At 27.0% G+C, this 19798-nt stretch carries 20 protein-coding genes and 1 other RNA gene; 12 read left to right on the top strand and 9 right to left on the bottom strand.

Translation table 11 applies throughout. The annotated features are described in order from the left end of the window. Positions 1–55: 55 nt before the first annotated feature. Both ssrA and BRSU_RS01775 read left to right on the top strand, forming a co-directional pair. Positions 56–408, top strand: a transfer-messenger RNA (tmRNA) gene (gene ssrA, locus BRSU_RS14285). 33 nt (positions 409–441) lie between these two features. After that, on the top strand, positions 442–810 hold the full coding sequence (locus BRSU_RS01775) for a hypothetical protein (RefSeq protein ID WP_048593500.1): 369 nt from the start codon (positions 442–444) through the stop codon (positions 808–810). Between the two features lie 114 nt (positions 811–924). On the opposite strand, the gene BRSU_RS01770 is transcribed toward BRSU_RS01775, so the two are convergent. From BRSU_RS01770 to BRSU_RS01745, 6 genes are all read right to left on the bottom strand, one after another. After that, on the bottom strand, positions 925–2511 hold the full coding sequence (locus tag BRSU_RS01770) for a glycoside hydrolase family 57 protein (protein ID WP_014488791.1): 1587 nt from the start codon (positions 2509–2511) through the stop codon (positions 925–927). 134 nt (positions 2512–2645) lie between these two features. Continuing rightward, entirely contained in the window at positions 2646–3032 is a 387-nt protein-coding gene (locus BRSU_RS01765; protein WP_048593499.1) for a Fur family transcriptional regulator, read from the bottom strand. Positions 3033–3150: 118 nt separating this feature from the next. Beyond that, positions 3151–3702 carry a hypothetical protein gene (locus tag BRSU_RS01760; RefSeq protein ID WP_048593498.1) on the bottom strand — a complete coding sequence of 184 codons (552 nt, stop codon included), beginning with the start codon at positions 3700–3702 and terminating at the stop codon, positions 3151–3153. Between the two features lie 56 nt (positions 3703–3758). Next, positions 3759–4433 carry a late competence development ComFB family protein gene (locus BRSU_RS01755; RefSeq protein ID WP_048593497.1) on the bottom strand — a complete coding sequence of 225 codons (675 nt, stop codon included), beginning with the start codon at positions 4431–4433 and terminating at the stop codon, positions 3759–3761. Positions 4434–4790: 357 nt separating this feature from the next. Beyond that, positions 4791–5807, bottom strand: coding sequence for a DNA polymerase III subunit delta (holA, locus tag BRSU_RS01750; RefSeq protein WP_048593496.1), 1017 nt, complete (start codon positions 5805–5807; stop codon positions 4791–4793). A 46-nt stretch (positions 5808–5853) separates the two neighbouring features. Continuing rightward, positions 5854–6276, bottom strand: a complete 423-nt coding sequence (locus BRSU_RS01745; protein WP_048593495.1) for an HIRAN domain-containing protein — start codon at positions 6274–6276, stop codon at positions 5854–5856. Between the two features lie 297 nt (positions 6277–6573). Here BRSU_RS01745 and BRSU_RS01740 point away from each other — a divergent pair, with 297 nt between their 5' ends. The 10 genes from BRSU_RS01740 to BRSU_RS01695 all read left to right on the top strand — a co-directional run bounded on the left by BRSU_RS01740 (position 6574) and on the right by BRSU_RS01695 (position 15683). Next, positions 6574–7098 (top strand): hypothetical protein, encoded by a 525-nt coding sequence (locus BRSU_RS01740; RefSeq protein WP_048593494.1) that lies wholly within the window; start codon positions 6574–6576, stop codon positions 7096–7098. Between the two features lie 24 nt (positions 7099–7122). Further along, a complete protein-coding gene (locus tag BRSU_RS01735) occupies positions 7123–8070 on the top strand; it encodes a hypothetical protein (RefSeq protein WP_048593493.1) in 948 nt (315 codons plus the stop codon). Between the two features lie 13 nt (positions 8071–8083). After that, entirely contained in the window at positions 8084–8842 is a 759-nt protein-coding gene (locus BRSU_RS01730) for a hypothetical protein (protein ID WP_048593492.1), read from the top strand. Between the two features lie 21 nt (positions 8843–8863). After that, complete coding sequence (locus BRSU_RS01725; protein ID WP_048593491.1) at positions 8864–9532, top strand: tia invasion determinant; 669 nt, start codon at positions 8864–8866, stop codon at positions 9530–9532. An 11-nt stretch (positions 9533–9543) separates the two neighbouring features. Beyond that, the gene (locus BRSU_RS01720) at positions 9544–10191 is read left to right on the top strand and encodes an outer membrane protein (RefSeq protein WP_048593490.1); all 648 of its coding nucleotides are present in this window, start codon (positions 9544–9546) and stop codon (positions 10189–10191) included. 83 nt (positions 10192–10274) lie between these two features. Further along, complete coding sequence (locus BRSU_RS01715; protein ID WP_048593489.1) at positions 10275–11348, top strand: leucine-rich repeat domain-containing protein; 1074 nt, start codon at positions 10275–10277, stop codon at positions 11346–11348. Positions 11349–11360: 12 nt separating this feature from the next. Further along, complete coding sequence (locus tag BRSU_RS01710; protein ID WP_048593488.1) at positions 11361–12053, top strand: leucine-rich repeat protein; 693 nt, start codon at positions 11361–11363, stop codon at positions 12051–12053. Between the two features lie 121 nt (positions 12054–12174). Then, positions 12175–13182: a leucine-rich repeat domain-containing protein gene (locus BRSU_RS01705; protein ID WP_048593487.1), complete on the top strand. Its 1008-nt coding sequence runs from the start codon at positions 12175–12177 to the stop codon at positions 13180–13182. A 17-nt stretch (positions 13183–13199) separates the two neighbouring features. Beyond that, positions 13200–13871, top strand: coding sequence for a leucine-rich repeat protein (locus BRSU_RS01700; protein WP_048593486.1), 672 nt, complete (start codon positions 13200–13202; stop codon positions 13869–13871). Between the two features lie 120 nt (positions 13872–13991). Next, entirely contained in the window at positions 13992–15683 is a 1692-nt protein-coding gene (locus BRSU_RS01695) for a phospho-sugar mutase (protein WP_048593485.1), read from the top strand. Positions 15684–16101: 418 nt separating this feature from the next. On the opposite strand, the gene BRSU_RS01690 is transcribed toward BRSU_RS01695, so the two are convergent. From BRSU_RS01690 to BRSU_RS01680, 3 genes are all read right to left on the bottom strand, one after another. Next, positions 16102–16998: an Abi family protein gene (locus tag BRSU_RS01690; protein WP_048593484.1), complete on the bottom strand. Its 897-nt coding sequence runs from the start codon at positions 16996–16998 to the stop codon at positions 16102–16104. Positions 16999–17188: 190 nt separating this feature from the next. Next, positions 17189–19279, bottom strand: coding sequence for an ATP-dependent DNA helicase RecG (locus tag BRSU_RS01685; protein ID WP_048593483.1), 2091 nt, complete (start codon positions 19277–19279; stop codon positions 17189–17191). Between the two features lie 3 nt (positions 19280–19282). Then, positions 19283–19744 carry a YkvA family protein gene (locus BRSU_RS01680; RefSeq protein WP_048593482.1) on the bottom strand — a complete coding sequence of 154 codons (462 nt, stop codon included), beginning with the start codon at positions 19742–19744 and terminating at the stop codon, positions 19283–19285. Positions 19745–19798: the final 54 nt, after the last annotated feature.

Here is a 19798-nt window from a genome sequence, read left to right as displayed (position 1 = left end):
AATATTGACAATTTTTTTATAAATGATAATATAAATTAACATTTGTTCTTTGAAAGGGGATGCTCCGGCTTCGACTGCGATGGTTGGAACATATTTTGCATAGTCGTGCTAGGTGTATGCACGTTAATATCATACCGAAAAATAAGTGCAGACGAATATGCACTCGCAGCTTAATTGAAGTTGCCGCTGATTAAGTGATTTGTCTATGGGTTACTTTTTCGGTGCCAAAACACATAGAACTTGTATTAGGTGCCGTATGAGCCTAATATTACGTACACTCATGCTAGTCTTATAGTTTTTCTGCTTGTCTTCTACCTATAAGGCGAAACTTTCAAAGATAAGATATGCTATGTAGACGAATATGGTACGCTTCGTAGGACGCGGGTTCGAGTCCCGCCATCTCCAATTTTTCTAATACCATAATTTAAGAGATTTAAAATTATGAAAATAGATTTTAATCTTATTAAAGATATTCTTGAGTTTATACATAATAGTTCATCTTATCAAATAATTGGAAGTCATATATCACAGCAATTTGGCGTATATTTTGATTCTTTTTATTATAACGAAGATTTTCAAGATAGAAGAGCTAATTTCATAAATCATATACAGCTTTTATATGACAATAAATGTTTAGGAATAACTTGTTATCCTATAATTATTGAAGATTTATATGATAACTATATAAGAATAATGCCTAATGGTTATGAATTATTATACATATTAAATAATTATAATATTGAAGAAGAAATAAATAAAAATATACCAATATCAATAATAATTAAAAAATATCAAAATAAACTATTATGATTTATATCTGCAATTATTATTTTTATTATAGTATTATAACTATATAAAAAAGAGTATGCATATTAAATATACATACTCTTTTATTTTTAATTACTTTCACTTAAACAGAATAATTTAACTGTATATTCTGAAATCCATTTCTGGGAATATATCATCACGCCATTCTATTTTGCTTAGCCATTCTTCGTTTAAATCTCTGTTTTTAATAGCATAATAAAGATCGGTAAATCTCTTTATATATAATTTTGTAGTATTAACAGCATAATCAACCATAGTACCAGTATGCATAATGAAAGCCCAGTCACTGCTTTGAGCAAGAAGCAATTCACGTGCTGCCTGATTCAATGCTCTCTCATAAAGACCTGTTTCATTATAGTAATCATGAGCCAATTCAATCATTCTTTCAGCAGCTTTATGCAAGTGTCTGTATATCCAGCCATTAGTACCATTAAGCCATACTTCTCCATATCCATTAGCACCCCAACTTGACATTGAAGGCATTGATATTTGGTTTACAGGATGTCTTTCCAAATATTCTTTAGGTGTAATAGTTTCTATTGTATTTTGATCATAATGAATCTTTCTCATTAAGAACTCTATAAACATAGGACCTTCATACCACCAGTGTCCAAATAATTCAGCATCATAAGGAGATACTACTATAGGAGGTCTGTCCATAACAGAATCTAAATATTCAATTTGTTTTTCTCTATTGAACATAAAGTTTCCAGCATGATCTCCTGCAGCTTCCATAGCCCATTCAGGATTATAAGGTTCTTTAGCACAGTCTTTACCTGTGATTCTATAATATTTTATTCCAGTATTCTTTCTAAGCCCATTGCTTTGTATAAAATCTTTAATATACTCGAAAGGCAAATCATAACCTATATCTCTATAGAATTCTCTGTATCTGAAATCGCCTGGATAACCTACTTCGGCACTCCATACGCTTCTTGAACTCTCTATATCTCTTCCGAAAGCTGCAACCCTACTCTCTCTAGAACAGTATAAAGGAGCATAAACACCATATTTAGGCACTTTATCAGCATACATTATACCATGAGTATCAACAAAGAAATATTTAATACCATTATTAGCAAGATGCTTTTCAAGTCCTGGAAAGAAACCGCATTCACCAAGCCATATTCCTGTAGGCTTTCTTCCCAAATGTTTTTCATGGGTTTTTACAGCCATTTTTAATTGGGCTTCTATTGCCTTAGGATATTCCTGCATAAATGGGAAAAATCCATGAGTAGCACCGCAAGTAATTATCTCTAAATTACCTCTTTCTAAAAAATATCTGAATCCATTTAATAAGTTTTTATTATACTTATAAACAAATATATCTCTTATCTTTTTAAACTTATCTCTGTAAAATTCAGCTGTATGATGAAAGTTAGGATCTAATGAAGTTCTCTCACATTCCAATTCCGACAATTTTATTAGTTTCTCTATATATTTAACATATCTATTTTGAAGCAATTCATTAGCTAGCATATTCATAAGAGGCGGAGTTACACTCATAGTTATCTTAAAGTTTACTCCATCATTAACCATTCGGTCATAAGCATCTAATAGAGGGATATACGTTTCAGTTATGGCCTCATATAACCATTCTTCCTCCAAAAAATTTTCATGTTCAGGGTGTCTCACATAAGGCAAGTGAGCATGCAGCACTAAAGCCAAATAGCCTTTTGACATAATTATTCCTTAAATTTAAAATGTTATATAAATAGTATATAAAATATAAATATTAAAATCAAGACTTTCAATATACTTATTATTAAAAAATAAAAATCATTAATAAATTTATGCCAATAATATGCACAGATAAATTAAAAATCTTTACAATTTTTACAGATACCAGTGAATACAATATCATGTTTGAATATTTCTACATCATATTCTTTGGAAACTAATTCATCTAGTTTTTTCTGATATTCCATAGGTATATCTGATAATTTTTTGCATTTACTGCATTGAAAATGATAGTGATCATTTGTTATATGATCAAAACGAACAGCATCATCTATTATAGATAATTTCTGTATCTCCTTAGTTTCTGACAGTAAATTCAAATTTCTGTATACTGTGCCCAAACTTATAGATGGGAAGTTTGGCTTTATATGATTATAAACTTCTTCTGAAGTAGGATGATTTTTTAGCTCTCTTACGGCATTTAAAATCACTTGTTTTTGTATTGTATTTCTTGTATTATTCATAACCCTAATTTCCTTGCTAAAGCAATTAATAATTAATCTTATTTAGTAATATTATATCAAGTAAATTATTTGTCAAGAAAAAAAATAATATTTTATACAAACAATACAGAAAAAATTATTATGTGGTCAATAAATTAATATAATCTATAGATAAATTAATAGTATTTGATACATAAGTCTTTGTTATAACTATTTTGTAACTATCCGTTTGATGAGTATAAATTTCAGCTAAAAGATTTCCTTTTTCATCATCTAAAGAGTATTTTTCTAATTGTATATTATTTGAATATAAACTCTCAACAACATTTTCAAATAAATTTTCAACATTATCATAACTATTAACTGTTATTTGATATATAGAATTACTCCCTGTAAATACAATTAAATCAGCATCATCTTCTCTAATTTTTATATCTTTTTTTAATATATTATTCGACACAAAAGCAATCTCTATATCAAACATTTCAGATAAACTTTCAAAGGAATCTTTAAATGACAGAGAAGCCAATGATTTAATATCATTATTACTATAGGCTATCAAATTATAATAAGTAAAAGGAGTTTTTATATTAATAACTTCATAAGAATTAATATTCTTATGAATTATGTTTGCTATAACTATAAAAATAACTAAAAAACATGCAAATACTATAAATCTAATTACTCTCATCAACTTCTCTTCAAATATTCAAACAAACTGCACAATTTGATAGCAATAAATTATAGTTAACTAGGTATATTATGATTTTCTATAAGAATTATATCATTAACCTCTTCTATAGAAAATAGAGGCATATCTCCTGCATTATAATATGATGGCTTTAACTTGAAAGTTAATACATTTTCATATTGCATAAATTTCTCTGATTCTACAACTATATCAAGTTTAATCTCAACTTCGGCATTAGAATCCACTTTTTTAGGCATAAAGCAAAACATAAATTTACCAGGAACATTGCTTGATACTATAGCAGGATTAGGGAAATTAACTCCATATCCTTCTAATATTTTTCCTTCAGAAAATATATAAACTAAAGCATTTTCTATTCTCTCAAAATTATTAGAAGCTGTAATATTACCCATTATACTAGGATAAGTTAAATAATATCCGCTTTCGTCAATAGAAGGAACTGACTCCAACAATGTATTTTCTTTTCTTCTAGTAACTATTTCACAAGCATCTGCTATAATACTTAATATTTCTGTATTACTTTGTATAGGATCTTTATTATAACTATGAAGAACCCCCCTGGCACTTGTAACGTACTGAGGCTGCACTCTATTTAAAGTATACGCTATTATATCCATACGCATATTAGTGTTAACGGGAATATTTTTTTCTCTTAAGTATGAATCTGCTAGTTTTGAAACTTTCTGTTCCATAAGGTTTACTAAATACATAGAAAAAACTCCTCCTAATTAATATATATTATACAAAATAAACTGTTATTTGTCAAAGCAAATTCTATTAATATGAAATAAATTTATTAATTGTAATATAAAAGTTGTTTTATTTATATAATTTTTATGTTAAAATATTTTTTATATTAAAGAAACAACTAACAAATAATATATAAAATGTATTTTTGGCTTAAATATTTAGTATTAGTATACAGTCAAAAATTATAATGATATTGTTGAGGATATAATATTACTATTATTAAAAATTAATAAATATATTTAAAACTTAATTAAATTTAGGATAATATTATTAAAAAATTATCAATTATATAGAAAATATGATAATTAATTTTTATATTATTTAGTTATTGTAAACAAAAATAATTCAAAATGCGCTTTGAATATATTTGCAGGTGTAGTAACACTTAAAGTATTTAAATACGATATTTTTGATATTATATTTACTACCTCTTCTAATGAAAATAGTTTCAATGAAGTTTTTTTCTTTTTCAATATAAATTCAGGTATTTTTGTTAATTTACTTATTTCATTTAAAGTAGTTTGAGGAGGAAATATTTTCATATAATATATAGCCAAGAAATTATTCATCATCAAAGTTAAAGAACTTGAAGCATCTTGATCTAATCTATGCATTATACTGAAAGATTTTTTTCTGTCCCTCTCAAAAACAGCATCTAAAAAATCAAATATATTTCTATTTTTTGACACATAAGTAAAATCTGCAATATCTTCAACATTTAAATATTCGTTATCGTTATAGCTGCATATTTTTGCAAGTTCCGAATAAAGAGAATCATAATCCAAATTTATATTGTTAATAAGATATTCTATTGCCTCAGAGGATATTTTTTTACCTTGTTTAATTATATAAGCATTTATTAATCCTCTGAAATCTTTTTCATCTGGAAGCGGGAAATCTATAAAATATATATTATTAATATCTTTCTTTTTGGAAAAATATTTGTATATAGGATCTTCTTCCAAAGTATTTTCTGTTTCAAGTATAACTATAGAAGTTTTTGAAGGATTTGAGCAGTAATCTAAAAAATCTTCCTGAAAATTATTATATTTATAAATTACTATTAATCTTAATTTAGAACCAAATGGAGGAGTATCTGCCACTTCTAAAGGTGTAAATCCAATAGCATCATTCTTATCATAAAATAGGCTATAATTCATTTCGCTGTCTCCCTCATCTGGAAACATGCTTGAATGCATAGCTGCTATAAAGGCCTTTTTAAAAAGTCTTTCCTTACCTGTCAGTATATAAATACAGTGTTTAAAAGGCTCTTTTATATAGTTATCTTTAATTTTTTGAAATTCTATCTCTGTTTTTACTGAAACTCTATTCATAATGAATATATAATATCATATATTTCTTTATATGCAATATTATTAGTTACATAGCCTTTTTCTTCTTCTTGGCTATATCTATAAATACTCTTATTTCTATTTTACATTCATCTATGGCATCTAATTTTACATTTTTTATTCTTGCATATACTCTGTTTCTTTTATCCTCTAATTTATATGATATTAAAGGTGAGATAACGCTTGGAACATACCCTAACCTAAAATCAAAACTTCTATCATAAATAGCTATGGCGAATCTGTCATAAGGATTTGTTATATCACGAAGCAAATTTATAGGCTCATTTTTAAGTAATAAATCTATAACATCTTTGCCATTATTATATTTATATCCTGCAACAAAAAAATCTATATAGTATCTTTTTGTTTTGTAATTTCTATTTATAATGATCCTTTTGAAACTTTCTTCATGATTAATTAGACAAGTGATATGTTCTGTATTTTTATCCATAAGACCAAAGATTTACCTTAATTTCTTTAATGCGTATTTAAGAATTTTACTTCAATTCAAATTTTCTGTCAAGCATTATATAATACAATTAATAAAAATATTTATAGCACATATTTTTTATATTAACATATTATTAAGATGAACAAATATATAGTAAAAAATCATATTTTTAATAATTTCTGATATTAAATTTTAATGTATATATATCCGAGTCTATATAGGTGCATTTATTTTAGTTGTTTTTATAAATAAAAATTATATAATTTAAATATAATTATTATTTCAGGAGAGCATATAATGAAATTTTATAAATATATATTAATAATTTTCATTTTAATAACAGCATTCTCATGCAAAAAAACAACTCTTACTATAACAGAACCAGGTCCTGATTTCTTTTTAGGTAAAATGCAAAACGGTAATTGGGACAAAGTAAAAGTTGATGGAAATAAATTAACGATAAATGGTAAAGACTATACATTTGAAGATCAAATATTAGGTGTAGGTGGTGTTTATAAAGGCGGAGATAAAGGATATATAGTAGCAGTTCCTGGAGGAGATAATTTATATACTGTAGAGATGGATCAGCAAGCAAAAGAATCTATTGATGAAATTATGAATATAGTAGGGGAAGAAAATGTTACTGGTGTTATGAAAGATATAATAAATAGCGGAGGAGATCCTAGTAAAGTAGATGTAGATAAAATAGCTTCAACTTCAGGAGTTTCAGAAGAAGAAAAAAAGAGACTAGAGGATTTGTTTGGAGGATTAAGCGGCAATAACTTTAGCAATCCTAACACAATAGGTCCTGCAAAATCATAACAATAATTTTTTAAGGTATATTTTATGAAAAAAATCCTTACAGCTATTATAGTATTTAATATATCATTTATTAATTTATATGCTAATGGAATAGCTCTGTCCACACAGTCGGATACAAATACTTATAGCTGGATTAAAGGCAGACAAATAGTAAGCGTAAATTTAAGTCCTGGGTATGCAGGATTATTTCCTCCTATGCTTAATACAATATTTGATAATTATGAAACATTCAGCGGATTATTAGGTGTTGATTTAGGAGAAAGTGCAAAATTTATAAATGCTTTGGATGTAAAGGGAAGCTTCTGGTATGTTCCAAACATATCATATACATTATTGCTTCATCCTAGAATAGGTGTAGAAATAGGATTCGGCGTACAAGCTATGTCATTCCAACTTGCAATACCAAAGGATAAAGTAGTAGATTTAGCAGGTTCTTTACTTCCTAGTTCCGGAAATACAGGCAATATTATAGGAAATAATATTGGAAGTCTGATTGGATCTGATACATATCTTAAAGCATCGTTAATATATTTTCCTGTTACAATAGGAGTAAAATTCTACGGCGGTAAAAAAAGAGAAGTTGTTAATACATTCAGATTTGGTATAGAAGCTTTAATGTCTGATATAGAAACAGAAAATGGAATAAGCGGACTGAAAACTAAAAGACATACAATTGATGCCACTATGTATCTTTCTTATGAACTTGGATGGACTATAGAATTATTTCCGCATAAAGAATGGCCTGTTAAGCCATATATAGATATTTCAATACTGGAAATCGGATATTATATAAGATCCGGGATGTCTGGGGTTTACGGAGATATAAGAGAAGGCATTACTTTCTTTGGAAGCGGTTTGGTTGATGTAGGGGCAGTAATACCTAGTTGGAATTCATTCCCTGTATGGCTTAATTATGTATCAGCCATAAGATTTTCATTGTTCCCTAGAATAGGGTTCAGTCTAAGGTTTTAGTGAGGTATAAATAATGAAAAAGAATATATTAATAATTTTATTTTTATTTATACTTGCTAATAATATTCTAGCACAAGAACCTTCAAACAATATTATAAATAAAAATGCAAATAATAATAATAATAATAATTATAATGACAGTACAGCAAATAATAATAGTATAGCAAATATAAATGATGCTCTAAGCTCTCATAGACATTCTATAGGAGTTAATTTCGGACCTACAATTTTTTATATGCTTATAGCTCCGTCAGTTTTTAATTTAGCTCTGCCTAGTAATGATCCAAATAATCTCAAACTTCAAGGTAATTTTGGATTAGATCTTACATATACTTTCAGAGCAGCTGAAAAAATAGATCTTAATGTGGATGCAGGTTTTTATGCTATGAAAACATATTATAATAATTCTTCATCTGAATATAATGGAAATGTATACGGACTTGGACTTGCTGTAGGCGGAAGATTCTATTTTAACGGTAAAGATAGGGCTTCAGGTTTCTTCTTAATGCCTAAAGTAGGTACAACATTATTCATAACTCAAGGAAAAGAATTGCAAAAAGATACATCATCATATACTAATAGAAATAGTAATATATGGGATTTTTATATATCAGGAGAGATGGGATTTAGAATAGATATTTCAAGAGGTTTAGGAGTTAATAGCGGAATTCGTCCTTTCTTTGATATATCTATACTTGATATAGGTTTTTCATATAAAAGTATAATAAGAATTGTTCCGCTGCCAAGATTTGCTATAGGCATACTGTTTTGATGTTTTTAAGGAAATCATTTTATGAATTTTTTGATAAGAAAATTTTTATTAATCTCTATATTATCATCATGTTTCGCTAATATGCTTATGTCTATGGATATAGGAGCATATTTATCACCTAAATTCCTATTTGAAATAGAAGATTCAGGAATAAGAAAGCAAAATGATAATAAAAAAAATACACAAAACTTATATGTAGGAGGCGGTATTGCAATAGGATATAACTTCAACATATTTCATAAATACAGTACTGTAAGACTTGAATTTGAATATTTATATAGAAATCCTATGTTAGGAAATGTTTACATACCGAAAGTAAAAACAATGTATTCACATAGTTTTTTATTCGGTGCTTATTATGATTTTTATTTTTGGTATATAAATTATGACAATCCTGATTCAATTAGAACTAGAATTAATAATGGAAAAAGGCCTTTAATGGCTGTTTATGCTGGATTCTTGATTGGAGCAGGACTAAACACATATATAACTAGTAATACTTTTGAACAGAATGGTATTTTTCAATACAGTTATTACTATAATACAGTGCAATTTCTTTACGGACTTGGAGGCGGTTTGGCATTTCATATAACCCCGTTAATTAGTTTAGATTTAAGCTATAGAGTAACTTTCACTACAGAACTTCAGTCTAATCATGATATAGTAACATCTTTAAGGTTTAATTTTTAGGAGCGGATTAGATGAAAAGATATTATTTTATTATATTTATGATTGTGTTTTTATTTCATAATAATCAAAAACTATTTTCATTTATTCCTGAAGGTTTATATATTACTCCTAAGTTTATTTTTTCACATGATGGAAATTATGCTTATAAAAAAACCGGTAATAATCTAGGATATTTTAATTATCTAGGCGGAGGATTTTCTTTAGGATACAGTATACCAACTATAAATAAATCTTCTCCTGTAAGATTTGAATTTGAATATATGGGAAGAACTGTAATAGGAATGACTAATGATATAAAAATGCATACTCTATTAGGTTCAGTATATTTTGATATTAACTTTTTTCTTATAAAAGAAAAATTAACAGATGAAACATATAGACAAACTTTATTAAATGAATATCCGCCTTTTACTATTTATTTGGGAATATCCATAGGAACTAAAATAAATGATTATTTAGTAGGTACATATACTGATAATAATAAAATACAAAAGAGACTATCAAAAAGCACAATAGTGTTTGGATTCAGTGGCGGAATGGCTTTTAATGTATTACCTTATATGTCTATAGATTTGGGCTATAGATATTTATTGGATACTAAGGCTGACGGATATCATGAAGTATTATTTGGTTTGAGATTCAAAGTGCCAAAATTATAAATAATTTTACAAGTATTAATTTTTTTATAATAAAAATTGAATACTGTAAAAAAATGAATATAATACTTAGATAGAGGTTATTTATGATTAGAAATATTAAATATATTTTCATTATATATTTATTAGCTATTTCCTGCTCTAATTATAGAGTTACTGATCCATTTACAATTAAAAATAACAATAATAATGATAACACAAGTATTATACCAGAATATGTAGACAGTCAATATTTTATCAAAGCATCTTACACTGAACAGCAAATAGAAGATATAATGAATAAATATTTCAAAAATTTTGGGGAATATATAATATTTTTAGATGATACTAAAGATAATATAGATAAAAATAAAACAATAGAAACAATAAATAAAGTAGTTAATAAATCTGCTTATTTTCATAACGGAGTTGCTGTTGATTTAAGCCGAACTGATATGACAGAAATAGCACAAAATGCATTTAAGGCAAATAAAAATTTAATAGAAATTAAGCTTCCTAACTCATTAAAAATGATAAATTCATCTGCATTTGAATCATGTGAAAGATTAAAATATATAAATCTTGTAGACTCTATCACAGATATAAAATCTTTAGCTTTTAAAGACTGTATGTCTTTAGAAATTATTAATATAGCATCAAAAGTAAAAACTATAGCTAATAATTCATTTCAAAATTGTGTTACTTTGAGAGAAGTAATACTTCCTGAAGGATTAACTTCAATAGAAGATGGCGCATTCAATTACTGTACATCATTGGAATCAATTAATTTTCCATCAACTTTACAATCTATAGGAATAGCAGCATTTTACAGCTGTAAATCATTAAAAAATATAAAATTAAATCAAGGATTAACTAGTATAAGTGATAATGCCTTTAACCTTTGTTCTTCATTAACTGATATAAGTTTACCTGATAGTATAAAAACTCTTGTAAATCCATCAGAAGGTAAGGTTTTTTCTGATTGTAAAATGCTTCAAAATGTTGAATATTTGGGAAAAGATCCTGTAAAAATACTTCAAGAAAATGATACATTCATGGGTTCACCAGCAAAAGATTTATACCTTCCTAATGTGGCAGAAGACCCTAATAATGGAAGCTGGGATAATTTTTTAGCTGTTGCTTGGAAAACTATTCATTATGGAAAATCCATGCCTAAATAAAGGAAATTGACAATGAAAAAAATAACAGCATTATTTATACTTATTTCTTTAATGATTGTATCTTGTAAATATAAAATAGTATCGCCTATTATTGATATTGATGAGGGAAATAATATATATAATAATGGGAATAATGGAAATAATAATAATCAAAATTTGTATACTGTAGGAGCAAGCTCCAGTGAAGAAGAAGTACGAAATTCACTTGAAAACAATAAACAATTAACCGGTAAAAATTTAATAATAGTGGAAGGATATATAAATCAAAGTTCTTTAATATTTGATAATATAAAAAAAGTAATAAGCGGTAAAACAGATATAGAGTTAGACTTATCAATGTCTACATTGGAAAGTAATTTTAAAGGAACTTTAGAAAACTTTAAAGAATTAACAATAGTTCTTCTCCCATCATCTAGAACATTAGTTGGTAATTTTTTAAAAGGATGTACTTCTGTAACTAGTATACAATTACAAAAGACTTTAGATACAATAGATCAAACAAGTTTTTCAGGATGTACATCATTAAAAAATGTTGAATATTTAGGAACTTCTCCAAACATAATAAATGGTACACCTTTTACTGGTCTGCAGCCTACTGACTTGTATCTTCCAAATGTAAAAACAGATCCAGGGGATCAAAGCTGGGATAATTTTTTAGGTTCTAAATGGAACAAAATACATTACAACACTTCTATGCCTAAATAATTAATGCATATTTATACTTGATTATATATTTTTTTTATATATAATTCTCTAACTTATTTAAACTTCTTAAAAATTAATGTAAAGTTTTTTAAAAGATAAAATATGAGGAAAAATTATAAGAATGTTCATGAAGTTAAAATTATTATTATTACTTATACTATTAATATCATGCAATAATTATAAAGTTACAGATCCATTTTATTTAGATGAATCATATAGCAACAGTGATATCCCTGTTTCTAATATACCGGAAAATGTAGACCCAAAATATTTTATAAAATCAGATTATAAAGAAGATAAAATAGAATTGATAATGCAGGAATATTTTAACGAATATAATTGCTATATAATCTTTTTAAAAGATACTAAAGATAATATAGATAAAAATAATATAATAAGCACCATTAATACAATCATAAAAAAAGAGAAGTATCTTAAAGGTGTTTCTCTTGATTTAAGCAGAACAGATATTATAAAATTAGCAGATAATTCATTTACTGATAATAAAAATTTAATTCATGTAAAATTACCTGATACTATAACAACTATAGGTATAGGTGCATTTTCAGGTTGTTTAGTTTTAAAAACAATTAATTTTCCTGCTTCTATAACAGAAATTGCCCAAGAGGCATTCAAAAGCTGCAGATCTTTATATTTAGCAGATATTTCAAAAACAAAAATGACAATCATAAATAATGGAATATTTAATGACTGTGCTAGTTTAATTACTATTATACTTCCTGAAACTATAATGGACGGTATAAATTCAAAGGCATTCTATGACTGTGTATCATTAAAAACAATTAATATACCATCAAAAACAAAAATAATTGGAGATGCTGTATTCTATAACTGTAAATCATTGGAATCTATAAGATTAAATGCTAATATAACAGGAATAGGAGATAGAGTTTTTTCAGGATGTCCTGTTTTAAAAAATATAGAATATGCAGGAAATAAATCTTCAGATATAACATCCATAGGAATAGATATATTTGATTCTCAATTAACCGCAATAAATTTATATCTACCAAATGTAAAATCAGATGATGGAAGCTGGGACAATTTCTTGGGATATGACTGGAAAAATAAAGGTAGCATCATTTTTGGCAAATCTATGCCTAATTAAAAAAGGAAAATATATAAATGAAAAATATAGTTGTATTATTAATATTAATGATAATAACATGCTCATGCAAATATAAAATAATATCTCCATTTGATGGATTTAGTGACGGAATTTATGATAATAATTCAAACAAAAATCTTTATATAATTGATGCTAATGCCACAGAAGCAGATATTAAAGATGCTTTACAAAAAAATAGAAATACTACAGGAAAAAATATTATTGTTATTGAAGGATATATTGGGGCAAATTCTAAAATTTTTGATAATATAAAAAATGCTCTTAAAAATGAAACTAATGTTGAATTAGATTTATCTAAAGCTGTTATGGAAAGTAATTATATTTACACATTAGAAAATTCTTTATTTGTAACAACAGTTTATTTTGCATCATCTCAAAAAATAATAGCAAATTTTTTTAAAGGCTGTACATCTTTAGTGAATGTTCAATTACCTTCTCTGTTATTAATTATTGATAACTCAAGCTTTGAAAACTGTAATTCTTTAAAAAATATAGAATATTTAGGAACTTCTCCAAATACAATAGCTGGAACCCCATTTGCTGGAACCGTAAAACCCTCTGATTTATATCTTCCAAATGTAACAAAAGACCCTGGGGACGGCAGATGGAAAAATTTTTTAGGTGTTACTTGGGTTAATATACATTACGGCGTTTCTATGCCTGAATAATTAACATATTTTAACTTGATTATATACTTTTTGTATACTATAATTTATATATAGAATTTTTTAATTTTTTCTTAAAAAATATTTTTAAATAAAATAAATAATATAGAGAGAGGTGCATATATGGAACAAGAAGTAAAAGCTAGAATTGACTCTTGGCTTAATGGTTCTTATGATGAAGAAACCAAAAAAGAGATTAAGGCATTATTAGATGCTGGTAATGAAAAAGAATTAATAGATGCTTTCTACAGAGACTTAGAATTCGGTACCGGCGGTCTTAGAGGAATAATGGGAGTTGGTACTAACAGAATGAACAAATATACTGTTGGTGTTGCTACTCAAGGTTTGGCTAACTATATATTAAAACAGGGTGGAAGTAATTATAAAGTTGCTATAGGTTATGACTCAAGAAATAATTCTGATGTATTTTCTAAAGCCGCTGCTGAAATACTTTCTTCAAATGGAATAAGCGTTTATTTATACGATGATATTCACCCTATTTCACTTCTTTCTTATGCAGTTAGAAGTTTAGACTGTATAGCTGGTATAGTTGTTACTGCAAGCCATAACCCTAAAGAATATAATGGTTATAAAGTATATTGGACTGACGGAGCTCAGGTTATACCCCCTCATGACAAAAACATCATAGATGAAGTATTAAAAGTTAAGCCTGAAGAAGTAAAAATGGGAGATTCTTCAAAAGTTACTATCATAGGAAAAGATATTGAAGATAAATATATGAATGATTTAATGGGATATTTAGTTAACCCTGATATCATCAAAAAACATCATGATATAAAAATAGTTTATACTCCTATTCATGGTTCCGGATACAAAATGGTTCCTATGGCTTTAAGAAAGGCAGGATTCACTAATTTAACAACTATGGAAGGAGCTCAGCCGCCTAACGGAAATTTCCCTACTGTTGAATCACCTAACCCAGAAAACCCTGAAGCATTAAAAATTGCTGTTGATAAAGCTAAAGAAATAGGTGCTGAGCTTGTTATGGGTACTGACCCTGACTGCGATAGAATGGGATGTGCTTTGCTTACTAAAGATGGTTCTTATATGTACCTTACTGGAAACCAAATAGGTTCTATTATGGCTTACTATCTCATTACAAATAAAAAGAATGTTAAAAATCCATATATAGTAAAAACTATAGTTACTACTGAACTTGCAAGAGCTATTGCTGATGCTAATAATGTTAAGCTTTACGATGTTCTTACAGGATTCAAATGGATTGCTGATGTTATAGAAAGAGATAAAGAAGGTACATATTTATTCGGATTTGAAGAAAGTTTCGGATATTGTATTAATTCTAATGTACGTGATAAAGACGGTGTTAGTTCTTGTTTAATGCTTGCTGAAGTTCTTGCTTATTGTAAAGACAACAATATGACTTTAGCTGATTATTTAGAAAGCATTTATGAAAAATATGGATACTTCTATGAAGAAACTATATCTATAACTAAAAAAGGTGCTGACGGAGCTAAAGCTATAGCTGATTTGATGACTTATTACAGAAACAATTTACCTAAAGAAATTTCAGGTGTAAAAGTTGAAAGCATAAGCGATTATGAGAAAAAAGAAGTTTATGATAATACTGGTAAAAAAATAAAAGATATTACTTTACCTAAATCTAATGTTCTTCAATACATACTTGAAGATAAAACTAAAATTACTATCAGACCTTCTGGTACTGAGCCAAAAATCAAATTCTATTTTGAAGTTTGCGTAAAAGAAAGCAAAGATAAGAGACTTGCAGTTGCTAAAGAAAAAGTAGCTAATTTCAAAAAGTTTATTAAAGAATAATTTATATAATTAAATAAAATAGAAAAAGCCTCATTATTTTCAATGGGGCTTTTATATTTTAAACTTTATTATCACTCTCCCGCCCTATTTTCTTATTAATTTTATCAATAATATTTAACTACACTTTTCTAGAAAACATAAAAGAAAATATAGCACCCACCCTAGATTTATTTAAATTTATAATTAACTTACCGCACGCAGAGCGAAATTAAATATATGATTTTGTTGTAAATTGTAACTTTAAATGCATATAAAATTTAGCTAACCGTGCGTAGAGTAAATTTTTAAATTTAATAAACGCTTGGGCGGGTGCTAAAATTTCTAATTACACAATAAATATAATCAAAATTAAAATTTATAAATAAAACAATAAAATATAAAGGGCTGGGTATGTAAATAAAATTACATAATATAATAACTACTTTTTTAAATAATCTGTCCATTCTTTTGGAAATCCTATATGAACAAAATCTATATCATTTTCATATTCATTAATAAGCTTAATAAAATTGGGTAATATTTCATTATTCCATTTATCTTTAAAAGGATATAATTCCTTAACTAATAAAATAGCTCCCCATAATTTCCTTTCCGAATTTTTATCTAAATTATTCATTTGTTTTGGAATAGATGAAAAAATTCTATAATAAAGTCTTCCATAATGAGCACAAATATTTCTTAAATCCGTACAGCAACGAAGCCAACTTTCTAATTGTTTAGCAGTAATGTTATACATATCTTTCGCTAATACTTTTCTGTCGTCTAATTTTAAGTTAGCAAAAAAAGTTGATAACATTCCAAATGTAAATATTTCTGTGGCAACCCATATAGGAAAATAAGAATTATAATTATCTATATGATGTTTAACAAATAATACTTTTTCATTACTTTTTATTTCTCTTTGAAAATTGTTTATAAATTTTTTATGATAATTTATAATTTTATTTATATATTTTTGATTATAATTTTTATTATAAAAATTTGTTTCATACAAATATCCTAACGCTCCATATTTATGGGCATGATAATATGCTATTTTTGCTCTAATAAAAATTTCTATCTCTTCTAATGCATTAAATAATATAGTATGCAATTTTCTATCAAACTCATAAATATTAAAAACTTTTTCAAATGAAGTACCATTAATATAATTTCCGTTACTTTGTTTGAAAGGTAAAAAATAAGCACTAAAACGATAATAATTTACTGATTCAAGTATAGATATACATTTTTTATCGTCATTAATAATGCAGCCTCTATCTTTTAATTTTTGAAGCTGCTCTTTATATTTATAAGGACGTTTTATATAACACATAAAATAAGCACAAATAAAAAATGTCCCCCATGATGCATATCATATAAATGATGATGCTGGGGGTCCTGTTGATACAATCATATATTATATGATCTTTTTGTCAACATTAAATCAAAATATTTTATTATAAAATAAATTACTATAGTATGATTTTTTTATTTAAATAATAAATACTAAAGTATATAAAAATTTATTCATCTTTAACAATTCTGGATTTCAGATAATTAGCCTTTAATATAAACGCTTCATTTTCTTTATAAAAAGCTTCTTTTGAATTTTCATCTCTTAATAAAGAACGCATCTCATCTTTTGCTTTACGCATTATTTCCTTGTCTTTTATGATGTTTCCAAGTTTGAAATCAGGTATTCCGCTTTGCCTATCCCCTAAAAACTCTCCTGAACCTCTTAATTCCAAATCCTTTTCTGATATTTTAAATCCGTCAGTAGTTTCACATATTATGTTAATTCTTTCTTTTATGATGTCATTAAGCTCACTATGAAGTATCAAATAACAGTACCCTAATTTATCTCCTCTGCCTACCCTACCCCTAAGCTGATGAAGCTGCGATAAACCAAAACGTTCTGCACCTTCTATAAGTATTGTTGTGGCATTAGGATTATCAATACCAACCTCTATAACAGTTGTAGAAAATAATACCTTTATTTCACCTGAAGAAAATCTATTCATTATATATTCTTTTTCTTCATCTTTCATTTTGCCATGTATTACTTCTATTTGAATGTCTGAAAAATAAGTTTCTTTTGCCCTTTGAAATTCGCTTGAAAGAGTAATGAAGCTAGAATCATTATTTTCTATAAGGGGAAAAACGACATAACCCTGCTCACCTTTAGCTATTCTGCTTTTTAAAAACTTGTAGCAATGATCCCTCTCATAAAGCTCTTTATATTTTGTAAGTACGCCTTTTCTGCTGCTAGGCATACTTTTTATAATAGATAAATCCAATTCCCCAAATAATGTTAATGCTAAAGACTGAGGAATAGGAGTTGCTGTCATAAGTAAAAAATCAACATTATTTCCTTTAGAAAGAAGTTTGTTTCTTTGTGCTGCTCCAAATCTTTGCTGTTCATCTACTATTGCATAAGAAAGATTTTTAAATATTACCTCATCATAAATAATAGAATGCGTACCTACTAAAATATGACTTTTTCCTTCTCTTAATCTTTTTAATAAATATCCTCTTTCATTTTGATTAACTGAAGAAGTAAGTATATCTATTTTTATAGTATCTTCTAAACCGGCTGATTTAATAAGTTTCTTAAAAGTATTATAATGTTGTAAAGCCAATATTTCAGTAGGAGCTAAAAATGCGGTCTGAAATCCTGATTCTGCAGGTATTAATGCAGTTAAAAATGCCACTATAGTTTTACCAGCTCCAACATCTCCTTGAAGAAGTCTGAACATCTGCTTACTAGAAAATAAATCACTTTTTATTTCTTCAATAGCATTTAATTGGTCTGTTGTGAGTTCAAATGATAAACTTAATTTTACTTTATCTAATAAATTTGAAGAATTATACCTTTCTTCTTTTATAAGAATATTAGGTCTTCTCTCACTTAAATGTATATACTGAAAAGTTAAAAACTCTTCAAAAATCAAACTCTCTCTAGCCTCAGCTAAAGCTTCAAAAGAAGTGGGAAAATGCATCTCCATAATAGAAGGTACGAAACTTTTAAGCCTATATTTCTTTTTAATGATGCTTGGAATATCATATTTCATATTCTTTTCAAAGCCGACAAGCTCATCCACTATTAAAGTTCTAAGCTTTTTTTGTGAAAGTCCTTCGGTAAGCGGATATATAGGTACAATCTTTCCATATGATAAGGCATTTGATGAAGGCTTTTCAAATTCAGTCATTCTGCATTGCAGTTTGCCTCTGCCGCTTCTTACAAACTTGCCTGTTAAATAAAGTTTTGCCCCTTTAGTCACTCCTGCAGGCAGTCTTCCGCTATAAATAGGTACTTCACATACAGCAATTCCATCTGTAACTATTACTAAAGGTTTATTCCTATATTGAAAAGTAAAACTTGATACATCTATAACTTCTACATATACAACAGAAGTTTTATCTTTATTTTCCAATGCCTCATGAAGTTTTAAAGTTTTTCTTCTGTCATCATAAGTTCTTGGGAAAAATGCTATTAAATCATATAAAGTAATTATACCCTTTTTGGCAAGTATTTCTGCGTATTTAGGTCCTACACCTTTTGAATATTTGATACTTTTAGTAAATATATCTTTACTATAATAATTGTTCAGCAAAATTTATTCCCTATCTTCTTCAGTTTCTTCAATATCTTCTTCATCATCTGCTATTTCATATTCAGCCTCTTCAGACTCCTCATCTAATTCTCCATATTTCCAAAACCTATATTGCTGTAAATCAGTAGAAAAACATTTTATACATAATCCTATAATGAAAGCATCATCTAATAATCCAATAAAAGGAAATAAATCAGGAAGAACATCCAAAGGAAGTATTAAATATATTAATGCTCCAGCTACAGCAGATAAACTTTTCCAAGGCACATCCTTATAATTACCATTAATATAATCGCCTATCATATCTACCATCAATTGAATTTTATCTAAAAATTTGGAAAGATGCCTTGATGAAGATAAATTTAATATATCCTTTGATTTATCAATAATAGATATTAATTTTTCAAATGTAGTTTCTAATGAAATTTTTTCCCATAATTCTTTTGATTTCTCTTTTATTCCCATAAACCACTCTCTTTAAAACTTTTATCATTATTATAACATATAAACAGAAAATAT

It is taken from the genome of Brachyspira suanatina (genome assembly GCF_001049755.1).
In the GTDB taxonomy this organism is placed as follows: domain Bacteria; phylum Spirochaetota; class Brachyspiria; order Brachyspirales; family Brachyspiraceae; genus Brachyspira; species Brachyspira suanatina.
Note: the sequence above shows the minus strand (reverse complement) of the source record. Positions and strands in the feature narration are given on the sequence as shown.